Annotated in this window: 15 protein-coding genes and 10 pseudogenes; 7 read left to right on the top strand and 18 right to left on the bottom strand. The window is 60.4% G+C overall.

Annotated elements, in window-relative coordinates:
* Positions 1-23: 23 nt before the first annotated feature.
* Positions 24-1,307 (bottom strand): IS256 family transposase, encoded by a 1,284-nt coding sequence (locus tag AB8Z38_RS17530; RefSeq protein ID WP_007606084.1) that lies wholly within the window; start codon positions 1,305-1,307, stop codon positions 24-26.
* A 95-nt stretch (positions 1,308-1,402) separates the two neighbouring features.
* Between AB8Z38_RS17530 and AB8Z38_RS17525 the strand changes: the two are divergent.
* Positions 1,403-1,750: pseudogene (locus AB8Z38_RS17525) on the top strand (transposase); the annotation flags it as partial.
* Complete coding sequence (locus tag AB8Z38_RS17520) at positions 1,747-2,349, top strand: plasmid pRiA4b ORF-3 family protein (protein WP_369726520.1); 603 nt, start codon at positions 1,747-1,749, stop codon at positions 2,347-2,349. The pseudogene AB8Z38_RS17525 and the gene AB8Z38_RS17520, both read left to right, overlap by 4 nt.
* A 54-nt stretch (positions 2,350-2,403) precedes the next feature.
* Here the strand turns inward: AB8Z38_RS17520 and AB8Z38_RS17515 are convergent.
* The 10 genes and pseudogenes from AB8Z38_RS17515 to AB8Z38_RS17470 all read right to left on the bottom strand — a co-directional run.
* Positions 2,404-2,538, bottom strand: a pseudogene (locus AB8Z38_RS17515) (IS5/IS1182 family transposase); the annotation flags it as partial.
* A 37-nt stretch (positions 2,539-2,575) separates the two neighbouring features.
* Positions 2,576-2,770 (bottom strand): annotated as a pseudogene (locus AB8Z38_RS17510) (IS256 family transposase); the annotation flags it as partial.
* Positions 2,771-3,025: 255 nt separating this feature from the next.
* Positions 3,026-3,769, bottom strand: coding sequence for an IS21-like element helper ATPase IstB (istB, locus tag AB8Z38_RS17505; protein WP_369726260.1), 744 nt, complete (start codon positions 3,767-3,769; stop codon positions 3,026-3,028).
* An 11-nt stretch (positions 3,770-3,780) separates the two neighbouring features.
* Entirely contained in the window at positions 3,781-5,313 is a 1,533-nt protein-coding gene (gene istA / locus AB8Z38_RS17500) for an IS21 family transposase (protein WP_369726306.1), read from the bottom strand.
* A gap of 193 nt (positions 5,314-5,506) precedes the next feature.
* Positions 5,507-5,788 (bottom strand): annotated as a pseudogene (locus AB8Z38_RS17495) (transposase); the annotation flags it as partial.
* A 102-nt stretch (positions 5,789-5,890) separates the two neighbouring features.
* A pseudogene (locus tag AB8Z38_RS17490) lies at positions 5,891-7,493 on the bottom strand (IS66 family transposase).
* 125 nt (positions 7,494-7,618) lie between these two features.
* Entirely contained in the window at positions 7,619-7,972 is a 354-nt protein-coding gene (tnpB, locus tag AB8Z38_RS17485) for an IS66 family insertion sequence element accessory protein TnpB (protein ID WP_369726259.1), read from the bottom strand.
* Entirely contained in the window at positions 7,953-8,399 is a 447-nt protein-coding gene (locus AB8Z38_RS17480) for a transposase (protein WP_369726258.1), read from the bottom strand. Before AB8Z38_RS17480 ends, tnpB begins: the two co-directional genes overlap by 20 nt.
* Positions 8,400-8,477: 78 nt before the next feature.
* Positions 8,478-9,326, bottom strand: a pseudogene (locus tag AB8Z38_RS17475) (IS256 family transposase); the annotation flags it as partial.
* Between the two features lie 103 nt (positions 9,327-9,429).
* A pseudogene (locus AB8Z38_RS17470) lies at positions 9,430-9,668 on the bottom strand (IS5/IS1182 family transposase); the annotation flags it as partial.
* A 634-nt stretch (positions 9,669-10,302) separates the two neighbouring features.
* Here AB8Z38_RS17470 and AB8Z38_RS17465 point away from each other — a divergent pair.
* From AB8Z38_RS17465 to dctA, 4 genes and pseudogenes are all read left to right on the top strand, one after another.
* Positions 10,303-10,704: pseudogene (locus tag AB8Z38_RS17465) on the top strand (IS256 family transposase); the annotation flags it as partial.
* Positions 10,705-10,895: 191 nt separating this feature from the next.
* Positions 10,896-11,219 (top strand): hypothetical protein, encoded by a 324-nt coding sequence (locus AB8Z38_RS17460; protein ID WP_369726257.1) that lies wholly within the window; start codon positions 10,896-10,898, stop codon positions 11,217-11,219.
* A gap of 45 nt (positions 11,220-11,264) precedes the next feature.
* Positions 11,265-11,585 carry a hypothetical protein gene (locus tag AB8Z38_RS17455; RefSeq protein WP_369726256.1) on the top strand — a complete coding sequence of 107 codons (321 nt, stop codon included), beginning with the start codon at positions 11,265-11,267 and terminating at the stop codon, positions 11,583-11,585.
* A gap of 738 nt (positions 11,586-12,323) precedes the next feature.
* Positions 12,324-13,592, top strand: a pseudogene (gene dctA / locus AB8Z38_RS17450) (C4-dicarboxylate transporter DctA).
* Between the two features lie 461 nt (positions 13,593-14,053).
* On the opposite strand, the gene AB8Z38_RS17445 reads toward dctA, so the two are convergent.
* The 4 genes and pseudogenes from AB8Z38_RS17445 to AB8Z38_RS17430 form a co-directional block, all read right to left on the bottom strand.
* Positions 14,054-15,037, bottom strand: a complete 984-nt coding sequence (locus AB8Z38_RS17445; protein WP_369726255.1) for an IS630 family transposase — start codon at positions 15,035-15,037, stop codon at positions 14,054-14,056.
* Between the two features lie 362 nt (positions 15,038-15,399).
* Positions 15,400-15,879: a hypothetical protein gene (locus AB8Z38_RS17440; protein ID WP_369726254.1), complete on the bottom strand. Its 480-nt coding sequence runs from the start codon at positions 15,877-15,879 to the stop codon at positions 15,400-15,402.
* A pseudogene (locus AB8Z38_RS17435) lies at positions 15,852-16,154 on the bottom strand (IS256 family transposase); the annotation flags it as partial. The pseudogene AB8Z38_RS17435 and the gene AB8Z38_RS17440, both read right to left, overlap by 28 nt.
* Before the next feature lie 662 nt (positions 16,155-16,816).
* The gene (locus AB8Z38_RS17430) at positions 16,817-17,692 is read right to left on the bottom strand and encodes a CmcJ/NvfI family oxidoreductase (RefSeq protein WP_369726253.1); all 876 of its coding nucleotides are present in this window, start codon (positions 17,690-17,692) and stop codon (positions 16,817-16,819) included.
* 752 nt (positions 17,693-18,444) lie between these two features.
* Here AB8Z38_RS17430 and AB8Z38_RS17425 point away from each other — a divergent pair.
* Positions 18,445-19,305, top strand: a complete 861-nt coding sequence (locus AB8Z38_RS17425) for an acyl-CoA thioesterase (protein WP_369726252.1) — start codon at positions 18,445-18,447, stop codon at positions 19,303-19,305.
* A 314-nt stretch (positions 19,306-19,619) separates the two neighbouring features.
* On the opposite strand, the gene AB8Z38_RS17420 is transcribed toward AB8Z38_RS17425, so the two are convergent.
* From AB8Z38_RS17420 to AB8Z38_RS17410, 3 genes are all read right to left on the bottom strand, one after another.
* Positions 19,620-19,772, bottom strand: coding sequence for a hypothetical protein (locus AB8Z38_RS17420; protein ID WP_369726251.1), 153 nt, complete (start codon positions 19,770-19,772; stop codon positions 19,620-19,622).
* A 232-nt stretch (positions 19,773-20,004) separates the two neighbouring features.
* The gene (locus AB8Z38_RS17415; RefSeq protein ID WP_369726250.1) at positions 20,005-20,496 is read right to left on the bottom strand and encodes an enoyl-CoA hydratase-related protein; all 492 of its coding nucleotides are present in this window, start codon (positions 20,494-20,496) and stop codon (positions 20,005-20,007) included.
* A 169-nt stretch (positions 20,497-20,665) separates the two neighbouring features.
* On the bottom strand, positions 20,666-21,430 hold the full coding sequence (locus tag AB8Z38_RS17410) for an enoyl-CoA hydratase/isomerase family protein (RefSeq protein WP_369726249.1): 765 nt from the start codon (positions 21,428-21,430) through the stop codon (positions 20,666-20,668).
* Positions 21,431-21,464 lie beyond the last annotated feature (34 nt).

Genomic DNA, 21,464 nt, shown 5'->3' with positions numbered 1-21,464 from the left:
ATTTTGGTGACGGCCTGAGCCGGTCAGGCGGCGGCGGTTGTGGGCTGGCGGTCGGTCGACTTGGCGATGACCTCGATCCCGTCGTTGAATGTCACACCGAGAACGAGTTTTGACAACTGGTTATGACCGTCGAGGCGGCGCCAGCTTCTCTGCGCGCCCTCGACCAGTTTGAAGACCATCGCGAGCGCGGTCTTGTTGGATAGGCAGCCCTTCGATCGGATGGTGCGGTGGCGCACGGTGGCGAAGGTGCTTTCGATGGGGTTGGTCGTCCGCAGGTGTTTCCAGTGCTCGGCCGGGAAGTCGTAGAAAGCCAGCAGCGTGTACCGATCCTTGTTCAGGCAGTCGGCCGCCTTTTCGTATTTCAGCGCGTAGCTCTCGATGAAGGCGTCGAACGCCAGCTCGGCGGCGACCTTCGTTTCAGCCATCCAGATCTCCTGCAACGCGCGCTTGGCTTTCGGCTGCTGGCTCTTCGGCAACTTGGCGAGCACGTTCGCGGTCTTGTGCACCCAGCAGCGCTGCTCGCGCGTTTTCGGCCAGACCTCGCCGGCAGCTTTCCAGAAGCCGAGCGCTCCATCGGCGATGACGAGCCGCGGAGGCACGGCGAGCCCGCGCCGCTTCAGATCAAGCAGCAGCTCGCGCCAGTCGTGCGCGCTCTCGCGGGAACCATCGGTGAAGCCGACCAGTTCCTTGCGGCCTTCCGGCGTCGCACCGATCAGCACCAGGATGCACTGCTTTTCGTCCTCGAGGCGGGCTTCGAGATGGATGCCGTCGGCCCAGATGTAGACGTAGCGCTTTGCCGACAGATCGCGCTTCTGCCACGCGGTGTGTTCATCGAGCCAACCGTCCTTCAGGCGACCGATGGCGGAAGCCGACAACCCGGCAGCATCCTTGCCGAGCAGCGCAGCCAGCGCCTCCGAGAAGTCGCCGGTCGAGATACCCTTCAGGTAAAGGATCGGCAGCAGCGTCTCGATCGATTTCGAGCGGCGCATGTAGGGCGGCAGGATCGACGGAGAGAACCGGATGCGGTCGGGGTCGGTGGCGTCCGCCTCGCGATCGCGTACACGTGGCTGGCGGACGGCGACCGGACCGATGCCGGTCATCACCTCGCGTTCCGGCAGGTGACCGTGGCGCACGACGCGCTGGTGGCCGTCCGCGGTCTTCAAATCGGCATGCTGGCCGAGAAAGTCCGCGACTTCGGCCTCGATCGCCTTGGCGAGAAGGGCACGTGCCCCGTTGCGCAACACTTCTGTGAGTTGATCGTCGAAGATTCCTGGCTGAATCAGCTGGATGACGTTATCGTTGGACACGGCATATCGCTCCTTCGGTGGAGAAGTGGAGGCGTCAAGCACCCCCACGATATGCCGCCTTTCCGATTCCCGCCGTCACCAACTTTCAGCGATAGCTCGCGAAGGCCTTACGTTACGCGCTGCGTCATTGGGACGGCTTGACGCTCTATCTTGATGACGGGCGCATCGAGATGGACACGAATGCTGTCGAGCGTGCGATGCGGCCGATCAAGCTCAACGCCAAGAACTCCCTTTTTGCCGGTTGCGACGAGGGCGCCGAGAATTGGGCAGTTCTGGCTTCGTTGATCGAGACCTGTAAGCTCAATGGCGTCAGTGCCGAGCACTGGCTCGCTGATGTTCTCGCGAAGCTCGTCAATGGTTGGCCTGCGGCGCGACTGGACGATCTGCTCCCTTGGGCATCGATCTACACGATGCATGCACACGATCCGAGGCTGGCGGCATGAGCCTGAACACGACCGCGGTCCGGATCAAGGTGACCCTCAAGGACGTAAAACCGGAGGTGATGCGTCGCATTGTCGTGCCGCTCACGCTGCGCCTTGATCGGCTGCATCTGACGCTTCACGAGGCATTCGGCTGGACGAACAGTCACCTCTTCGAGTTCTTCGCTGGTGAGGCACATTGGGGGATTCCCGACCCCGACAATGATTACGGCCACCAGCCCATGGATGCCCGTAAAGCGCGGCTTTGCGATATCGTTCGAGAGACCGGCGCCAAGACGATCCACTATCTCTATGACTTCGGCGACAGCTGGGACCATGTGATCAAGCTCGAAAAATGGTTCGACAACACCACGACGGAGGGCATGCCCTTCCTGCTCGAGGCCGCCGGTCGTTGTCCTCCGGAAGACGTCGGCGGTGCGCCAGGCTATGCCGAATACCTCGACGCCATCAGCGACCCTGCTCATCCGGAGCACGAACATATGCGCCGCTGGGGCCCGGAGCGGTTCGATCCCAACGTGATCGACCGGAAGGCCCTCGAGGCCGCCGTCAACGCGTTGTCCGACACATGGAAACCGCGGCGACGCGCCACGCGAACAAAATAGACGTCAAGCGTCATTCAAAAGGGCCGCAGCGCTACGCTTACCTTCGATCCCGCCATTGCCCTCGATCTTGCGACCGATATCGCGGATGACGTGGTCGACACAGGTGCGCAGCGTCTTCAGCACCCGGTTGGCGTGTTTGAACTGCTTGGCATGGGCATAGCGCTGGATCAGGGCGAACCTGCCGACCCGCGAGCTATCGCCAAATTTTGGTGACGGCCTGAGCCGGTCAGGCGGCGGCGGTTGTGGGCTGGCGGTCGGTCGACTTGGCGATGACCTCGATCCCGTCGTTGAATGTCACACCGAGAACGAGTTTTGACAACTGGTTATGACCGTCGAGGCGGCGCCAGCTTCTCTGCGCGCCCTCGACCAGTTTGAAGACCATCGCGAGCGCGGTCTTGTTGGATAGGCAGCCCTTCTGCGGATTCCGACGAAGTCGCCCAGGCGTACCGATATGAAGTCGCCCGTGGATTCCGAGACGATGTCGCCCACCTTTCCGATTTGATCTCGCCCAGCGGCGAGGCGTTCTGGCCGGCTGGTTCTCTGGCATCGGTGAAGCCGCGTGGTCAATCTGGAATCGCGACTTCAACCTATTTTTCTTCTTCTGCCGTTGCTGTGGGCATGTGGGCAACGCGATTGCGTTGTCCAAGCGCAGCGGCATGTCCACAGCGCCACGGGCTCAGGTCTTTCGGGCGGATTGCCGGGTTCGGCGCAGGCTCTCACCGGTGAGGTCGAGCCGATGGGCATTGTGGACGAGGCGATCGAGCACGGCGTCGGCATAGGTGGGATCTCCAATGAGCAGATGCCACTGGTCCACCGGGAGCTGGCTGGTGACGATGGTGGAGCGCTGACCGTAGCGATCTTCGAGGATTTCCAGGAGGTCGTGACGGGCGCCGGCATCGAGCGGCTCTAGCCCCCAATCATCGAGGATCAGCAGATCGACACGGCCAAGGCCGCGCAACAGGCGTGGATGGCGGCCGTCGCCGCGAGCGAGCGCCAGATCATCGAACAGGCGCGGGACGCGCTGATAGAGCACGGAGCGATTGTCGCGACAGGCCTTGTGGCCGAGCGCCGAGGCGAGCCAACTCTTGCCGACGCCCGCCGGGCCGCAGATCAGGAGATTGACGTGGTCGTCGATCCAGCGGCCCTCGACAAGCTTAGCGAACAGCGGGCGGTCGAGACCGCGCGGGGTGCGGTAGTCGATGTCCTCGACGCACGCCTGCTGGCGCAGCTTGGCGTAGCGCAGGCGAGTGGCGAGCCGTTTGTCGTGCCGCAGCGAGGCTTCACGTTCGAGCAGCAGCGCAAGCCATTCGGTGTGACCGAGGCTTGCGGCCTCACCGGTGGCTTCGATGTCGGCGAAGGCCTTGGCCATGCCGTGGAGGCCGAGGGCGTTGAGGCGGTCGAGGGTCGGATGGGTGAGCAAGGGATGATCTCCTAATTGTAGTAGCGCGGTCCGCGGATGTTGGCATGCAGGATCGGCGCATCGTCCGCGGAACGCTGGTGAGCAGAACGCCGATCGAGATTGTTGGCGAGGATCGACTTGACCGAGCCATAGGTGCGCGCGCCGATGTCGATTGCCCGCGCAGCCGCGGCGTCCAGCCGTTCGCGCCCATAGGAGGCGGCGAGCCTGAGGATGCCGAGACAGGCGCGGAAGCCTTGCTCGGGGTGCGAGCGCTCGTCGAGAATGACGTCGCACAACGCGCTGGTCGCCGGCCCGATCGCGGCGGCGTCCTGGCGAATACGTGCGATGGTCCAGCCGGCGTAGCGCCGATGGCTGGAGGCCATGTGCTCCGGCACGGTGGTGTGTTTGTGATTGCCGCTCATGCGCTGATGCGCGGCGATCCGCTCGCCCTTGTGGAAGATCTCGACGGTACGGGCCGTGAACCGCACCTCGACCTCGGCGCGGGCGAAGCGATGCGGAACGCTGTAGTAATGCTTCTCCACCTCGACGTGGTAATCGAGACTGACGCGGCGGATCCGCCACTCGGCCAGGACGTAGGGGGACGCCGGCAATGGCTTGAGCGCCGGCCGGTCGACCTCCTCGAGCAACCGGCGGCGTGTCACGCCGAGCCGCCGGATCGGCCGTTCCTCGTTCAGCCTCGTGAGCAGTTCGCCGATCGCCGCATTGACCTCGGCCAGGCTGTAGAAGGTGCGATGGCGCAGGCGGCCGAGCAGCCAGCGCTCGACGATCAGGACGGCCTGCTCGACCTTGGCCTTGTCGCGCGGCTTGCGCGGCCGCGCCGGCAAGATGGCAGTGCCGTAATGCGCCGCCATCTCCGCGTAGGTACGATTGATCTGCGGGTCGTACAGGCTCGCCTTAATGACCGCGACCTTGGTGTTGTCGGGCACCAGCAGCGCCGGTATGCCGCCGATCGCCGCGAAGGCGCCAACATGGGCGCTGATCCAGTCGGCGAGCCCCTGCGTCCACGTCGCCTGCGCGTAGGTGAAGCTCGATGCGCCGAGCACGGCGACGAAGATCTGCGCCGTTCTGCGCTCACCGGTCAGGCGGTCGACCACCACCGGCACCCCATCGCCGGCATAGTCGACGAACAACTTGTCGCCGGCCGCATGGGCCTGGCGCATCGTCACCGACAGACGGCCTTCCCAGGCGCGGTAGAGCTCACAGAAACGCGAGTACCGGTATCCGCCAGGCTCCGCGGCGATATATTCCTCCCACAGAATCGACAGCGTCACGTGCTTGCGTTTGAGCTCGCGGTGCACGGTCGCCCAGTCGGGCTCGGCAATGCGGCGGTGACCCTGACGGTTGCCATTGCCGGTCTTCGCGAACAGGCGAAGTTCCAGAACCGTGTCGGTGACGTCGTCTGGCAACGGCCAGCTCAAGCCCGCGGCCTCGAACCGCCGGAGCGCCAGCCGCACCGTCGAGGGCGCCGCGCCCACCCGTCGCGCAATCTCGCGGCTCGGCAACCCGGCCGCCTTCATTCTGATCACATCGCGCACACGGCGCATCGCAAGCCTCTCCGTCGGCATCCAGGGTCCCCTTCGCAAAGCCGAAAGGGTTCATCCTATGGGAGCCAGAAGAGGCCTCGTCACCCGGGCGACATCATCCCGGAATGGTGGGCGACATCATCTCGGAACGGGTGGGCGACTTCAAATCGGAATGGTGGGCGAGATCATCTCGGAATCCTGGGCGACATCGATCGGAATCCGCACCCTTCGATCGGATGGTGCGGTGGCGCACGGTGGCGAAGGTGCTTTCGATGGGGTTGGTCGTCCGCAAGTGTTTCCAGTGCTCGGCCGGGAAGTCGTAGAAAGCCAGCAGCGTGTACCGATCCTTGTTCAGGCAGTCGGCCGCCTTTTCGTATTTCAGCGCGTAGCTCTCGATGAAGGCGTCGAACGCCAGCTCGGCGGCGACCTTCGTTTCAGCCATCCAGATCTCCTGCAACGCGCGCTTGGCTTTCGGCTGCTGGCTCTTCGTAAGCGCGCATTTTACTGCACAGGCTGGGCGCGCGGGTGACCGCGGCGGTTGATGCCGGGCCCCAGCGGGATCATCAGAACGGCTTGATTGATCCTGAGCGTTCGACCGTCAGCCGCTGTCGTTGTCAGCTGGCAGGTTTTCTTGAGCGGTGCAGTTGAACGGCAACAGATCTTCGATATCGGCGTCTGGCGCGCGCTGGGGCAATTCGGTGAGCGCGTGACGTAGCCATGCATAGGGATCGACGCCGCATGCCCGGCATGTCAGCACCAAACTGTAGATCACGGCGCTTGCCTTGGCGCCGGCAACGGTGTCGCTGAACAGCCAACTTTTTCGTCCGGTGCAAAACGGCCTGATGTCGCGCTCCAGAACATTGTTATCGATCGGGGCGAGACCGTCACTGGTGTAATGGGTCAGATAATCCCATTGGTTGCGCGCATAGGCGATCGCCTTGCCGGTCAAGCTTTCGGGTAGGAACTTCGGCGCCTGGTCGTCGAGCCAGGTTCGGAAGGCGGCCAATACCGGCAGGCTATGCTGCTGGCGCAGCCGCAAGGTGTATGCGGCGCGCGTTTCGCCGTCGGGCGGCGTCTGGCGCGCCACCCTCTCGACCTCATACAACGCCTCGAAGAACTTGAGCCCCTGCAATGGCGGACCGCCAGGCTTTGTCCTGGCCTTGAGCGCATCGGTAAATTTCCTGCGCGCATGCGCCATACAGCCGAGATGGGTCGCGCCTGTCAGCGTGCGCCAGGCGTCATAGCCGTCGCTCATCAACAAGCCGCGATAGCCCGGCCAGGAAGGCCTGAGGATGTTGCTGGCCGCGACCGGGCTGGTAATCGAACAGCACGACCGGCTGCGCGCAGTCCTGGCCGCTGCGATAGGCCCACATGAAGGATTTGGCCTGCGCATCACGGCCGTCCTCTTTAAGAACCTGGACCCAGGTTTCGTCGCCGTGGACCAGGGGCTGCGACCTGAGCTTTTGCTGTAGCGCGTCATAGACCCGATGCAGATGCAACTCGCTCGCCCGGATCACCCAGTTGCCCAGCGTGCCGCGGCTGATGCTGACGTCGGCGCGCCCCAGCGCGTCCGCCACACGGTACAGCGGCGTGCCGTCGAGGTATTTGTTGGCGAGCACCAGCGCCAGCGTCGATGGCGTGGCCACACTACCCGGCAGCGGCTGCGCCGGCATCGGCGCGGTCACAATCGGGGTGTTCAGCGCGGTGCGCTCGCAGTGACGGCAGGCATATTTGAACCGCACATGTTGCAGCACCGACGCCTTCACCTCGACGTGCAACTGCTCGGTGACGGTCTCGCCCATCCGATGCATCCGATTATGGCAGCACGGACAGTCCTTTTGATCCTCACCCAGATCATGTTCGACGCGTTGGCGCGGCAGATCGTCAGGCAGCGGCTTGCGGCCGCGTGTCTTCGGCGCCGGCTTTGAAGCCTCCGGCAATCCCGTGTCCGGCACGGCGACCGCCTCGACATCGTCGTCGTCCCGGCTTTCAGCGGCGGCCTGCTCGGCTTCGTTGAAGATGCGCTCCTTGAGCTTTTCGCTCTTCGGCGCATACCGGTGCAGGCGCTCCAGGCGCAACTGCTCCTCAAGATGCAGCACGCGTTGTGCGAGTTTCTCGTTTTCGGCCTTCAGCGCCGCGATCTCGGCCGCGTGCGCCGTGATCAAGGCTTCCAGCTCGTGCGTCGTGGACTTGCGACTCATCGTAGTCTTGAATCGAAGTCATGCCGCCGCGTCAACCGGGCTCCCATGTCTTCGTCATGTCTTCGGCGGCGTCATCTGAGAACGGCCATGCCGAAGCCCGATGACGCCGCCCGCATCGAACACGCTCAGCCCACGCTCTGATATTGCCGCACCGGATGACGACGCACCGCCGCGATGTTGATGCCGTCAAGCAGCCAGTGCAGCTCCTCCGTCGTCAGCGTCAGCACCGCCTCCTGACTTCGGGGCCAGTGGAATCTGTCGGCCTCCAGCCGCTTCAGCAGCATCCAAAATCCTGACCGATCATAAATCAGCAGCTTAATCCGGTCGCGGCGACGATTGCAGAACGCGAACACCGCGTGCTGGAACGGATCCAGCCCCATCGACTGCTCGACCACGATCGCCAGGCTGTTGATGCCCGCCCGGAAGTCAATCGGTTCGCGGTGAAGGTAGATCCGAAGATCAGACGCCAGTCGGAACATCGCAACGCCCCAGCGCTTCAATCACCGCCGACAGCAACTGCGCGTCGCCGCCTTCCAGCGAAAGCGTCACGCCGTTGGGCATCGATGCCGTCAGCCGCCCTGCACAGGATCGCTCCGTCGCACAAACCGCGATCGCGCCAGCAGATCGAGTTGGCGACGGCGACGGCGCGCGCACCGGAACAAAGGCTGGCGCAATCGGCGCCCGCGCCTCCGGCTGGCCATCCCCGTTCTGAAGTTGTCGCTTGGCCACCCACTTGCGCAGCAGGTTCGCGTTCACGCCGTGTTGTAACGCCAGCCCCGCCAGCGACACGCCAGGCTGCAGACAGGCCTCGACCAGCCGCTGTTTGCTGGCCGGATCATAGCGACGCCGGCCATTGCGCAACACGCCGACCGTCTCAAGTCTCAAAGGTTCTTCTGGAGTGATCATCGATGGTGTCCACCTCGCTCATGGTGGACACCTCATCCCATCCCCGCGCTCAACTGCATAGGTGCGTAGAAAGGAGCGCTTACGGCTCTTCGGCAACTTGGCGAGCACGTTCGCGGTCTTGTGCACCCAGCAGCGCTGCTCGCGCGTTTTCGGCCAGACCTCGCCGGCAGCTTTCCAGAAGCCGAGCGCTCCATCGGCGATGACGAGCCGCGGAGGCACGGCGAGCCCGCGCCGCTTCAGATCAAGCAGCAGCTCGCGCCAGTCGTGCGCGCTCTCGCGGGAACCATCGGTGAAGCCGACCAGTTCCTTGCGGCCTTCCGGCGTCGCACCGATCAGCACCAGGATGCACTGCTTTTCGTCCTCGAGGCGGGCTTCGAGATGGATGCCGTCGGCCCAGATGTAGACGTAGCGCTTTGCCGACAGATCGCGCCTCTGCCACGCGGTGTGTTCATCGAGCCAACCGTCCTTCAGGCGACCGATGGCGGAAGCCGACAACCCGGCAGCATCCTTGCCGAGCAGCGCAGCCAGCGCCTCCGAGAAGTCGCCGGTCGAGATACCCTTCAGATAAAGGATCGGCAGCAGCGTCTCGATCGATTTCGAGCGGCGCATGTAGGGCGGCAGGATCGACGGAGAGAACCGGATGCGGTCGGGGTCGGTGGCGTCCGCCTCGCGATCGCGTACACGTGGCTGGCGGACGGCGACCGGACCGATGCCGGTCATCACCTCGCGTTCCGGCAGGTGACCGTGGCGCACGACGCGCTGGTGGCCGTCCGCGGTCTTCAAATCGGCATGCTGGCTGAGAAAGTCCGCGACTTCGGCCTCGATCGCCTTGGCGAGAAGGGCACGTGCCCCGTTGCGCAACACTTCTGTGAGTTGATCGTCGAAGATTCCTGGCTGAATCAGTTGGATGACGTTATCGTTGGACACGGCATATCGCTCCTTCGGTGGAGAAGTGGAGGCGTCAAGCACCCCCACGATATGCCGCCTTTCCGATTCCCGCCGTCACCAACTTTCAGCGATAGCTCCCGACCCGCGCGTCCACCCCATTCAGCTGCGCCAGCCGCACCAGCTTCTCACCGGCCCGGTTCAGAAGCTTGGCATCGCTGTGGAATGTCACGTTCTTGGGCTGAACAGTGGTGTCGACGATCACCTGTAACAGCTCGGACGGCTTGATCGCCTTGGTCTCGGTGCAACCGACAGGCTCTCCTGCAGCAGCACCTGCAGCCGATCCTCGCCCATACGGTTCCGCCAGCGCGTCAGCGACGAGCGAATCGCCAATCCCGAACTTTGCTCGGTGTTGGGCGTGCTCATTGCGTGGCGAGCGGCTTTACGATTGGCGCTCCGGCATCGTGAGGGAGGCGGAGTTGCATCAGCTTCGAATGCGCCTCCATCAAGGGGAACGCCAGAAGGCGCCGTGCGGCTAACTGCGGCTGCCCCCTTCCAGCCGTGCGGCGCGGCAATCAAGATGGAAGTGCGTAGCCGCCCTGGTCTGGTTCATCGCCCCTGGGCGCAAAGAGTTGAACTGGAAATCTGAGATCGCCCTCAAGCGCAAGTCGACGGCCAAAGCAGGTCAGTTCAGGTCGTGATCCCGAGCGCCGAAATGGTCATCCTGGAAAATTGATGAAGAGGTGGAGTGACGTAAGCCTTGGCGCTGGCTTACTTTCCGCCTCTATAGACGCGCGCCAAGAATATCCGGTCGACTAATTGCCTGAGAAGCTTCAAACAACTGGTCGGCTATACTACATGCGTCGCAAGGTCGACAGGAATGACAAGAAAAAGCACAATATCAATGAGCGCTGGCTGGCACGCGACTTGCTATCTTTCTCCGCAGAGCCAGGTAAGCGAGTCTGAGCAGAGCTATCGCCGAAAGTTGGTGACGGCGGAATCGGGAAGGCGGCATATCGTGGGGGTGCTTGACGCCTCCACTTCTCCACCGAAGGAGCGATATGCCGTGTCCAACGATAACGTCATCCAGCTGATTCAGCCAGGAATCTTCGACGATCAACTCACAGAAGTCTTCCGCAACGGTGCACGTGCCCTTCTCGCCAAGGCGGTCGAGGCCGAAGTCGCAGACTTTCTCGGCCAGCATGCCGATTTGAAGACCGCGGACGGCCACCAGCGCCTCGTGCGCCACGGTCACCTGCCGGAACGCGAGGTGATGACCGGCATCGGTCCGGTCGCCGTCCGCCAGCCACGTGTACGCGATCGCGAGGCGGCCGCTACCGATCCTGGTCGCATCCGGTTCTCTCCGTCGATCCTACCGCCCTACATGCGCCGCTCGAAATCGATCGAGACGCTGCTGCCGTCTGAGCAATGAGCGGTGTGACTGAGAGCGCAAATCAAGTCGGTGCGGCGAACGTGCTGAGGGTCGGTTCGCGAGCCCCCTCGATCAAAGTTGAAGACTGGCTACGTGGCCAGCCCGTGACAAAGTTCGAGCCGGGGAAAGTATACATGACCGAGTTTTGGGCGACGTGGTGCTGAACAAGTATCGCCTCGATGCCGAATTTCGTGGTCCTGCATGACAAATACAGGAGCAACGGACTTGAGGTGGTGGTAGGCATCGCGGCTCACCAACAAGCTTCGACGGCAGATGAAGCACGAGCCAGCTTGGACGCTTGGGTTGACAAAGAGCTTGCCAAATCTGAACTACGCGAAAGCGTTGCCAAAATCCTGAACGGCTCCTGGGCAGTCAGCGATGAAGCCAAAGCGCTGGATGCGGTGAGGATAAACAGGGGTCGACGCAGAAAGAGCGAACTATCGCAGAACCGAGGGCTGGTGGAGCGGATCCTTGCCAAGCTTGAACCCGCCATGAAGCGGTAGGATTGAGCGGCAGCCCTTTCAGCGGTTGATGAGGCAATCGCTGCGATGCCGGATGAGGTCACCTTCCGTGGGCTTCATGCGGAATTGTTGCTTCACAAGATACGCGACCTGGAGGCCGGTCTGCCGGCATTGCGCCAATTGATTCGCGACGCGATCGAAAAGAAATCGATCGTTTGGATGAGCGTGGCCATCCGCCAACTGTTCGACGGCGCGAAAGACTATTCCGGTTTCCCGCATGCGGAGCGCTTTGCCATGGGCAAGGACCTCTCCGAACACATCCTGGCGGCGAACCTGCCCCCAAGGCAGCGAGGGCGCGAAGTTCCTGTCGTACGGGGCGGTCGGTCAGTACTATTACGAGACCGGTAGAAGGGATCGCGCGATCGAATTGGCCGAGGTGGCGCTGAAGTGGCTGGATGCAGCGCCTGTCTCGGGTGAAGCGAAACGGGATGTCGTGCAGTGCCCTCTGCGCGCCTTGGCGAGCTACAGGAGTGAGAAACTCTGTTCAGCCCCGCGAAACACCGCTCCCGAAGAACCGGAACCGAGATCGCCAAGGGACGCAGCCTGAGCAATGCTGCTTGCCATCTTCTCGGCCGTGGTTTTGGGATCGAAGTCGATGCCTATTGGGAGTCTCGGGGCACTCACATCAAGTGAGGACAGGAGGAGCGAGCCGGTGAACGCAGGCGAGGCCGCACCACGACGAGTTTTTTATGGCGAATGTTTTCTCAAAATTCGTCGCGCTCCGGCGCGATAGGGGCGAGAGTGCCTACCGAAGTGAAGAGTGGTCGCCGGCTGCTAGGGTTGGCGCCCTGGAAGATGCTGGATGGCATCTTCGAATAAAAATGGGTGGTGACGCTGATGCTTTCCAGCTCTCAAGGAAGCTTTCTCAAGTTATTATCGCTGCTTTCAGAAGCGATTCAGAGCTTCGTTGCGCGTCGACCACAAGCCGATCGGGAGAGGCACCAATCCGCGGCAATGGACGGGGCTATCTGGAGCGGTCAGATTCCCCAACGCCCCGCACCGAAGGAACACTGAGCGAAGCCGTACCTTCATTGTCATCCCTCTTTGATACCACGGCGCCAGGTCGAGCATGATGGACATTCACCCCTGCGCTGCTCTGTGAAGCCCGCCGCCCTCTTCCAGCCATCTGGCCCATGGTACAGCGTTCTTTACATCCAGGTACTCACATCGCGATCCTGATTGGCATTCTCGTTGGCTGGTTGTGGCCTGCTGTGGGGACGAGCAGCTGGGTCAAAGCGCTTGGTGACGATTTCATCAAGCTGATCAAAATGGTAATCGCGCCGATCATCTTCTGCACTGTTGTGTCCGGAATTGCGCATGTTCAGGATGCACGAAAGGTCGGCCGAGTCGGCGTCAAGGCACTGCTTTACTTCGAGATCGTATCAACTTTCGCGCTCGTCCGGGGGCTCGCGATGGGCAATCTCGTTCAGGCCAGTCATGGGCTCGCTCCCAGGGCTGATGCCGCGGCGGTAGTCAACTACGTCAAAAGGGCGGAAGGGCAGAAGGCGGTCCACTTCCTCCTCAATCTCATTCCTGATAGCGTGGTTGGCAACCTGGCGCGAGGCGACGTGTTACAGGTGCTGCTGTTTGCCATCCTATTTGGCTTCTCGTTGATGGCGCTCGGCGAGCGGCCGCAGTCTGGTTGACGATGCTGCGCACGCGGTGTTTGGTGTCATCAGGATCGTAATGAAGGCAGCGCCGATCGGAGCGTTCGGCGCGATGGCCTACACCATCGGCGAATTCGGACCGTCAGCGCTCGGTAAGCTCATCGGATTGGTTGCGCTATTCTATGTGACAGCCGGGCTCTTCGTGATCATTGTGCTTGGACTGGTCGCGCGGCTGGTCGGCTTTTCGATCCTAAAGTTCATTGTCTACATCAAGGATGAGCTGCTGATCGTACTCGGAACTTCGTCGTCCGAAAGCGCGCTGCCGCAGTTGATGGAAAAGCTCGAACGGCGGGCTGTTCCAAGCCGGTCGTTGGCCTAGTGGTGCCGACCGGATACTCATTCAATTTGGATGGGACCAACATTTACATGACGTTGGCGACCTTGTTCATCGCAGGCGCTCGGGGTCGATTTCAACTTTGGCCAGCAGCTCACCATACTCGTTGGGGCAATGCTCACCTCGAAGGGCGCAAGCGGTGTGACCGGCGCCGGCTTCGTCACCCTGGCCGCAACGTTGACGGTGGTCAGTCCCGAGCTTGTCCCGGGCATTGCGATCGTATTCTCGATCGACAAGTTCATGAGCGAGGTGCGCGCGCTTACGAATATCATCGGGAATGGTATTGCCGTGGTATTTGTGTCCTGGTGGGAAGGCGAACTCGACCATGTCTCGCTACGCGCGCAGCTCAAGTAGATGTGCGAGCTCAGCTCGGCGACGGCTAACGCCGCGGCCGACAGAATGCCGCGCGCCAGCAAAGTCGCAGTTTAATCCTGTCCGGGAACGACAGATAAAGGCGTTGAGATTCCCAAATTGTTGCAATTGCGGCTAGAAATCACTCGTTGCACTCCTGCATTTGCTTCGGCAATTGTCGTGCAGTATTCGGCTGGCCTCATTCAAGAAATGGTCCTGCAGGGGCGCAACACTCACGGAGCCTTTCGGCATTGGTGTTTGCGGCAGCCCGCCGGCTGGTGTGGTTCTCTATCCCGGGCCTGACCTTCCTCAGAATATGCGGGATCTCAATCGTGCACTCGTGAGCGAACGACAGTGGTTCAGGGGCAACGGAGCCTGAGGAAAGATCGCCAGGCGAGAGACGTAAAATAGCAAACCCGGATCATCTGCGCTGCCGAATTTTTTTCTTGGTCCAGACGAAGGGCTCAGCTTTTCGTTGTATGCGTCGATGTAGGCATCGATGTTCTCCTGGAGCTGCTTAAGGCTCGTGAAGGAAGCGCTGCGGAGGGACTGCCCTGCAGGACCGAGAACCATACCTCGACCTGATTGAGCCAGGACGCGCTTGTCGGCGTGAAATGAAATTCCACATTGGGGGCGGGTTTGAGCCAGTGCTCGTTCTTTTTATGGGTATTGAGATTGTCGAGAATGAGGTCAAGCTGGCGACCCGGAAAGACCGCGGTGATGCTGTCCATGAAGTCGAGGAACTCGACACGGCGCCGCCGTTTTGAATGCGTCGCGATGACCTTTCCGGTCGCAACCTCAAGCGCTGCAAACAGCTTGTCGTGCCATGCCGCTTGTAGTCGTGGCTCTGACCGGTCAAGGCGCGGCCATTGGGCAACTTCAGATATCCTTGCGCTCGCTCCAAGAAAGCCTTTTTCGTCCACGCAGAGCACGATATCCTTCTGGGGCGGGGCAACGTAGAGGCCGACAACGTAGGCGGCTTTGGCCGTAAAGTTAGGGTCGTTGCTCTCGCGCCAGGATTTGCGAACAACGAGGTCGATCTTGTGGTTGCGCAGGAACCGCCAGACATATTGGACGTCAACATCGCCCAGCGCCTCGGCCAGCAGTGGCCCGGTCCAGCGTACAAAGCCTTGCGGTGCTGGCTTGTCCAGCTGCTTAAGTATCCGCTCGTCTGTGGCCTTCGTATAGATTGGCTGCTTGCGGTGCCGCGGCTTGTCTTGCAGCCCTTCAAGACCATGATCGGCATAACGGTGTCGCCAAAGGCTCCCAATCCGCGGCTGGACTCCAACTCCTTTGGCAATCGACGGGGTGCTGCGCCCGTACGCCGCCAACAAAACTATACGCGCCCGTTTCAAATCGCGCTCCAACGTCATCGGTGAACGACAACACGCCTCAAGCACCTTGCGGTCTTTGCGCGAAGGGTGGACTTCTCTTGCTTCGGGTACCATCCCGATCTTGAAACGTGACTCACCCTCTAAGCAAAGGGGGTACTAGGCTGCGAACGGCATATTCCCTTTGTTGCGAGAGGTTGTCTTTTTTTACCTTCAGATGAGGCGCCGAAGCCGCCTCAGCAGCGCGGCGCAATCGTGACGATCCATTCTTTTCATTTAGAGGCGAACTTGCGCAGGGCGCGTATGGTTCGACCGCGCTGGAGCTTGCGGTCGCAGATATTTGTAAGATCCGGTAATCGTCGAGGTGATGCTCATCCGGATGGCCGATTGTCGATCGACCGACTGTCGGACGACCTTGCAGATACTGGGGAGAATATATCCTTTTCTGATGGAGAGCGAATTATCCGCCTGGTGGCTCACTAGGTCAGCGTTTTCTTGGTTCGAATCATATCAGGCGGCGTCGACGAGTTTGTAGGTGCGGAATCCGAGGCAAAGCGGCCACCGATTCCGACGGAAGGCGGCCACCCTGTTGATAGGGTGAGATGGGGGGCGTTGTCGGATGCGGTCCTTGAGTTCATAGTTGATGTAACCGGATGTGGCAGGATGGAGCGGGCGAACTTGGAGAAGAAGCCCTCCAAAGATTGAGCCAGCAGCCGTGCTCTGGCGTGAAGGTAAACTAGAAAGGGGCCTGCCGGTCGTGTGTCGAGCCAGGCTCTGGTTTCTCTCGATATGTGGGCGGAGGCGGCATCGAGGAGCTTGAGGAATTCTATGAACGCTTGGCTGCGGTGGCGATTTTTGACGAGCGCGTGGACCTTCATGGTGAGCAGGTCAATCGCCGCCAACAGGCTGAGCGTGCCGTCAAGTTTGTACTCATGATCGCGGGCGAAGGCCGCATACACGCCGGCACTGGCGGCAGATCCGGCGCTGTCGTTGCGATAGCCTGGATCCCCGGCTGGCGGACGGCGACCGGACCGGTGCCGGTCATGACGTCGCGCTCCGGCAGGTGGCCATGGGGGACGACGCGCTGGTGGCCATCCGCGGTCTTCAAATCGGCATGCTGGCCGAGAAAGTCTGCACTCTCGGCTTCGATCGCCTTGGCGAGAAGGGCAGGTGCCCCGTCGCGCAAGACTTCTGTGAGTTGATGGCCGTAGAGTCCTGGCTCAATCAGCTGGATGACGTGTCGTTAGACAGGGCATATCACTCCTTCGTGGAGAAGTGGAGGCGTCAAGCCCCCCACGATATGCCGCCTTCCCGATTCCCGCCGTCACCAACTTTGGGCGATAGCTCCCGCCGACGAGCGTAAACGTGGTAGGCTGGAGCCGGGATGAGTCGAGTGGAACCATCATCCAAAACGCCTGGCGCAACATTCCAGCAACCGTCGAGGCCCTCCGGCAGTTCTGGATGCCTATACGCTTCAAGCGCGGTGCGTAGGCCGTCCGCACCAAGTCCGTCGCTCCGTGGGCCTCTCGTACCGTTTACAGTGGAACGATCGCGCGGATACGCAACCAGCCGATAGCTTTTTTGACCCAGTGCTCTTGACTCTCCTCGATCTTTTAGAACGAACCAGGGGCCGTTCCGCCCTTGGCGGATATAGCGCTCGATCGAGACGGAACTAAAAGCCGCTTAAACGGTCCAAGTTTTGGGGAGATCGAGCCGCCAGCTTCTTGAACCCAGCAGCAGGAAAGAGACCTGTATTTTGGGTAAGTGAAATGATGGCGAAATGCGTTGAATATGGCAGAATCACCGTTCGGCAGTTCGCGGGACAGAGCAAAGAACCCAAGCAACCATGCCTAGGAAAGTCCGTCTGACAATTCACGGCAGAGGCAGTGGCTCCAGTCAGGCGTAGTATACGAAGAACCGAGCCTCGAGACTCTCACGGGCCCTTGCACTGGGATGTGCGCGACGGTTGTCGAACGCCGAGTGAGGCGTTTGCGGATTGCACCTTGCGTCGGAATCATAGCTCTTAAACAGGATGAACTCGTCCGTGGTCATTTCCGGAAAATAGTACCAACGCTGAGCGGGATTGAAGCGCACAATGCCCATCTTGAAACTGTAATTATGAACCGTGTAGTCCACGACGTCGATATCGCTATCGCGAACGGAGGCACCATCGCATATCGCTAATGGGAAATCCTGCGGAGGCGGAGACAACGCATGCCACGTTTGAATGATCATCAAACGAGAATACGATCGCACGGGAATTCCTTGCGATTGGCTCGCGATGGCTGCGACGACGGGGCCGGCGATCGGCGCGTAATCAGTATGAGCCAACGCAATCGGCTCCTTCATTGTGGGAGCGGAGCTCCCAGCGGCGGAACGAAGAATGAGCGTCTGTCGGCGGACCTCGACCCAGGAGGCGTCGAAGGACTTTTTGATGTACGGAACCATCTCTTCCAGATACCTGTCGTACAGAATCTCTGGATCACGTTCGGTCAAACAGCGTAACTCGCGTTGAACCAGGGTGAAGCCTTCCCGCTCAAGTGATAGTTGGTTCACGATTGGACGCGCATTGCGAATAGTGATGTCATAGCTGAGCAGCGGCGGCTGCTCGTGTATGTGACCAAACAGCATGTCTGGAAGGCGTCTCAACAAATCCGCTTCGGGAGCTGGTTCATCGGACGTGCGTCGAGCAAAATTAATCTGGCCTTTCACGTACTCTAAGCAATCGCGAGTTGCTTCCGTTGATGGTGCGCTTGGCTTTTTGTTTCTCATGGCTGCTAGTCTCGATATCAGGGGATGAGTGGCGTGAGCGCACTTTTGTCGCCCACGAGACGTTCGTGAAGAATACAACAAGACGTAAGATAATCTCACTACCACTCTTGGGAGGATGCAACATCACGCTCGCTTGCAGCCGCGAGGCAATTCGATGGACAAGACGGCCCCCCTTGAAGATCACGTTTCAGTGTCTCCGCTCGCTTACCCATCGATGCTTTAGATGTCGTGTAGGACGAACAGTCCGAGAGACACTCGTGCGACAACAGCTTCAATCGTCCGGAGCGAGCTAGATCCCTCTGGTACGTTCCCAGATGCTGCTCTATGAGCATTCTTGTCGTTGGGCTAGAACAGACCTTTGCGCATCGAAGTTCCCATCCTGAGTCCGATGAGGACGCCTTATGTCCAGTACCCAACAGTGCTCGTCGTGTCCCGTCGGACTCGCCATGAAACCGCCTGGTTTGTCGCTCCTACGGGCCGGTCCAAGACCATTTGGTGTGCGGCATGCCGATTGCTTCGTGACATACACGTACGCCCCTCCTCATAACTTGTCTCGGTCTGATAGCTCAATCGAAACTGCTCGCATTAGATCAATGAGATATCGCGGTGTCGAGGATAGTCGCACCGATTGCGGCGTCGCCGCTTTCTTACCTGCTAAAAAGAGCAGCAGACATTGGTCCGAAGTGCTCATAGCATTACTACCAGACGGCTCCAAAGATTCGATCCATCGATGATACACAGAACACACATCAATGTTTAAAACCCCGAACGACGTCTCCGCCATCCTCGACCTCGAGCCAATCGAGGCAAATGTATTCAGAGGGAATAGTCCCAGTACCAGCTCGCAACGGGTTTTCGGCGGACAGCTGATCGGCCAGGCAATGATCGCCGCGTGCCGCACAGTAGAGCGCCGGTTGCCTCATTCGGTGCATTGCTATTTCATGCGGCCAGGAAATACACAGTTCCCGATCATTTATCATGTCGACCGGCTGCTCGAGAGCATGACGTATTCGACCCGGTGCGTAACCGCGATCCAGCACGGCAACACGCTCGCTTCTTTGATGGTATCGTTCCATGCTGACGAACGCAGTCCTTTGGACCAACAGGACATAATGCCCAATGTGCCGCCGCCCGAGAACGTTTCCGTGGAAGAAATGTCCAAACATCCGATCTTTCGAGAGCTGCCAGAAATTGTCCATCGCTACTATGAAACTGATCGCCCCGTCGAGTTGCGTCCCATCGAAGTCGGCCGTTATGTCGGTCAGAAGATCAAAGACGGCCGGATTCATATCTGGATGAAGAGCGCCGCCAAGCTGCCCGAAGACCCGGCGCTGCATATGTGCGCGCTGGCTTATGCCTCGGATTTTTCGCTGTTGGATGTCGTAATGGCGCGCTATGGCCGCACGTTGTTCGACGGCCGCATCACTTCGGGAAGTCTCGATCACGCAATGTGGTTTCACCGCCAGTTCCGCGCCGACGAGTGGCTCCTATACGCCAAAGATTCGCCGAGTGCGCAAGACGGACGCGGCTTTACACGCGGTCTAGTCTTCAAACCCGATGGAACGCTGGTAGCATCAGTCGCGCAGGAAGGCTCGCTACGCGAGCGACGCTGACGTTATCCGCACCCAGATTGCTCACGGCAGACTCCGAAGGATCTTGTATGAGGAAGAGGGGTTTCGGCCGATGAGCTTCTTTTTTGCGAGATCGTGCAGCCGGGAATGGGCGAGCACTGTCGTATTTGGTGAGGGGATGAAGTGGCGCGTGCTGTGGCAAGCGCCAGCTCCTTATCCGCTCCCGCATGCACTCGAGCGCCTGCGGACTAGCTGCGGGAAGGAAGCTTGCCTCAAGATTGTTCGCCGCGGAAGGTGAAGCCAAGGAAGATGAAGTGGATCTGCGGATGTGCCGCACCTCGATTGCTGTCCTTGCACTAAACCACTTGGATTTTCTGCGGGTGTAGCATCAGATGGCACTCGGCCAATCTCTTTTCCAACGCTGCCTTGAGATGTTCTGCCTGTTCGGCAATGGCAGATGGCTCATCGGCATAGTATTCGAACGGAATGCGCGGAAACGTCCGACGCATCCATGCATCGAAGCTGTAATGCAGAAAAAAGAGTCGCCAGCAGCGAGCTTACCACTCCACCGGTGTTCCGGCTTTCGGTTTTTGGATAGTCCCATCGGGCATCTCTACCGGAGCCGTCAGCCATCGTTCGACGTAGAGCAAACCCAGGGCTCCTGAGAGTGCTTCCGACGCGCTCTGATAAGGTATGATTGATCGTGTCGAACAGCCTTGGATGTCGAGGTCCAAAGCCCAGTCACAGTCCCAGAATCGCTTGTGCGATTGCTCGATCGCCTGATGCGCTAAACGCGGTGGTGAAAAAGGCGGACTGTGCGGCAATGCGGATGTCACAGGCTAGGGCTAGCGCAAGGCCCGCGCCTGCCGCCGGACCTGGGATAGCCGCGACAGTCGGCTTCCTCGTCGCGACCAGCGTACCAGTCAACATTCGACCTTCTACGATGAGATCTATAACGCGCTGTTCGAAATCTGGTTCGGGCGTTGCCGAACTCTGCCCCATGTCTTTTACATCACCGCCAGCGCAGAAGGCGGTCCCCGCACCGGTGATAAGAATCGAGCGAACCTTCGGATCCTCGCCCAAGCGTTCGATCAACTTGCCCATTACCGGAAGCAGGCGGTTCGGAAAAGCGTTCCGCGCCTCAGGCCGGTTGAGCGTGACGATAGCTACGCTGTTGCGGATTTGCGCCAGCAACTCATGTGTTCCCGTATCGATTTCCAGTGGTTCAGACATGCCTGTTCTCCATGTACATTGCTGCAGGGCCACCAACTTGCCTCCAGGGTTGCCAGCCTTGGACGAGCCCACCGTTAAGGTTTCGTGTTGCCGACGTCCCGATGCTTGATCCGGCGGGAGATCGGAAGCCAAGGCGACGATGACTGCGACGTGCGGCTAAGGTGCCGCCTCACTTGCCTCGGAATTGCGGCGCCCGCTTCTCTGCGAAGGCCGCCGGTCCTTCCTTCCCATCCTCAGTCGCCATCAGCACACGGTTGAACATCTGTTCCATGCGCAGAGCCGTCGCCAGATCGGCGTCGCGGCTGCGCAGCGCGAGCTCCTTCGCCGCCTGCACCGCCAGCGGTGCGTTGAGGGAGATGTGGCGCGCGTAGTCGATCGCAGCCTCCATCAGCTGCGATTGCGGGACCACCTTGTTTACAAGTCCCCAATGCGCCGCGCTCCTTGCATCTATCGAATCCCCCGTCAGGAACATTTCCATGGCAATCGCATGCGGCAATTGACGATACGCGTGCGACGTGACCCCAATTAGGCCACGCTTGACCTCCGCGAAGCTGAAAGTTGCGTTCTCCGATGCAATGCGTATGTCGGTCGCGAGCATCAGCGTCATGCCGCCCCCCAAACAATAGCCGTTGATTGCAGCGATGATGGGCTTCCAGACCTCGATCCCATGATCAAGCCGCTGATCACGTTGCGTCAACCACATCTCATCATAGCCCGGTGGGTCCGTGAGCACGCTCTTGATGTCGGCGCCCGCAGTGAACGAGCGGTCGCCCGCACCAGTAACGACGGCAACGCGGATTTCCGCATCGTCCCGCACGCGGCACCATGCCTCTGCCAGCGCATGGTAATGCTCGGCGTCCAGAGCGTTCAACCGCTCTGGGCGGTTGATCACGATGGTGCAAATACCCTTTTCGACCGCGACATCAATCGGCATCTAATCATCCTTTCACGTGCCTCGGATGCAATTT

Source organism: Bradyrhizobium sp. LLZ17, from assembly GCF_041200145.1.
Classification (GTDB): domain Bacteria; phylum Pseudomonadota; class Alphaproteobacteria; order Rhizobiales; family Xanthobacteraceae; genus Bradyrhizobium.
The sequence above is the reverse complement of the archived record's forward strand: the minus strand, read 5'-3'. Positions and strand labels throughout refer to the sequence as shown.

Excerpts from the sequence above, each read along its gene's own strand:
- AB8Z38_RS17520 (WP_369726520.1), top strand. The coding sequence starts at position 1,747 with ATGAGCCTGAACACGACCGCGGTCCGGATCAAGGTGACCCTCAAGGAC.
- istA (WP_369726306.1), bottom strand. The coding sequence starts at position 5,313 with ATGCGCCGTGTGCGCGATGTGATCAGAATGAAGGCGGCCGGGTTGCCG.
- tnpB (WP_369726259.1), bottom strand. The coding sequence starts at position 7,972 with ATGTTCCGACTGGCGTCTGATCTTCGGATCTACCTTCACCGCGAACCG.
- AB8Z38_RS17480 (WP_369726258.1), bottom strand. The coding sequence starts at position 8,399 with ATGATCACTCCAGAAGAACCTTTGAGACTTGAGACGGTCGGCGTGTTG.
- AB8Z38_RS17460 (WP_369726257.1), top strand. The coding sequence starts at position 10,896 with ATGCCGAATTTCGTGGTCCTGCATGACAAATACAGGAGCAACGGACTT.
- AB8Z38_RS17455 (WP_369726256.1), top strand. The coding sequence starts at position 11,265 with ATGCCGGATGAGGTCACCTTCCGTGGGCTTCATGCGGAATTGTTGCTT.
- AB8Z38_RS17445 (WP_369726255.1), bottom strand. The coding sequence starts at position 15,037 with ATGGTACCCGAAGCAAGAGAAGTCCACCCTTCGCGCAAAGACCGCAAG.
- AB8Z38_RS17430 (WP_369726253.1), bottom strand. The coding sequence starts at position 17,692 with ATGAGAAACAAAAAGCCAAGCGCACCATCAACGGAAGCAACTCGCGAT.
- AB8Z38_RS17425 (WP_369726252.1), top strand. The coding sequence starts at position 18,445 with ATGTTTAAAACCCCGAACGACGTCTCCGCCATCCTCGACCTCGAGCCA.
- AB8Z38_RS17420 (WP_369726251.1), bottom strand. The coding sequence starts at position 19,772 with ATGCGTCGGACGTTTCCGCGCATTCCGTTCGAATACTATGCCGATGAG.
- AB8Z38_RS17415 (WP_369726250.1), bottom strand. The coding sequence starts at position 20,496 with ATGTCTGAACCACTGGAAATCGATACGGGAACACATGAGTTGCTGGCG.
- AB8Z38_RS17410 (WP_369726249.1), bottom strand. The coding sequence starts at position 21,430 with ATGCCGATTGATGTCGCGGTCGAAAAGGGTATTTGCACCATCGTGATC.